The organism is Micrococcus sp. KRD077, from assembly GCF_017168505.1.
GTDB lineage: Bacteria > Actinomycetota > Actinomycetes > Actinomycetales > Micrococcaceae > Micrococcus > Micrococcus luteus.
The window spans coordinates 1-582 of record NZ_JABFAZ010000019.1 but is presented as its reverse complement, the minus strand read 5'-3'; the positions used below and the strand labels follow the sequence as shown (position 1 = coordinate 582).

At 77.5% G+C, this 582-nt stretch carries 1 pseudogene; it reads left to right on the top strand.

The features are described 5' to 3' along the window. Positions 1-179: 179 nt before the first annotated feature. A pseudogene (locus J1M39_RS05255) lies at positions 180-582 on the top strand (EamA family transporter); the annotation flags it as partial.

The window sequence follows — 582 nt, the reverse complement described above, 5'->3', positions numbered from 1 at the left end:
GGGTCTGCGCGGGCACGCGTCGCCCACCCTCCCACGACGAGGCGGATTAGCGCACGTCAGCGTGACGTTTCCCCGCGGCGTCGGGGTCGGCGGAACCGGGCCCTCCGGTGGTCCTCCGGCAGCAGCGGTCCCGCGCCGGCCGGGGCCGGGGTGGCGCGGCGCGCCCCTAGGCTGAGCCCGTGCGTCTCGTCCTGCTCGTCCTGCTCTCACTGCTGAGCCAGCAGCTCGGCGCGTCCGTGGCGGGCCTGCTGTTCGACGACGTCGGCGCGTCCGCCATGGTCGCCCTGCGCGTGGTGTTCTCCGCGGCCGTGCTGCTGCTCGTCACCCGGCCGAGCCGCGCCGCCCTCGCCGGCCTGGGCCCCCGGGGGTGGGCCGCCGTCGTCGGGCTGGGCGCGGCCATGACCGGCATGAACCTGGCCATCTACGAGGCGTTCGCACGGATCCCGCAGGGCGTGGCCGTGACGTTCGAGGTGCTCGGGCCGCTGGCGCTGTCCGTGGCGGCGCGGCCGTCGTGGCGGTCGGCGGCGTGGGCGGCCCTCGCGCTCGCCGGGATCGGGGTGCTCGGCCGGGAGGGGTTCAGCG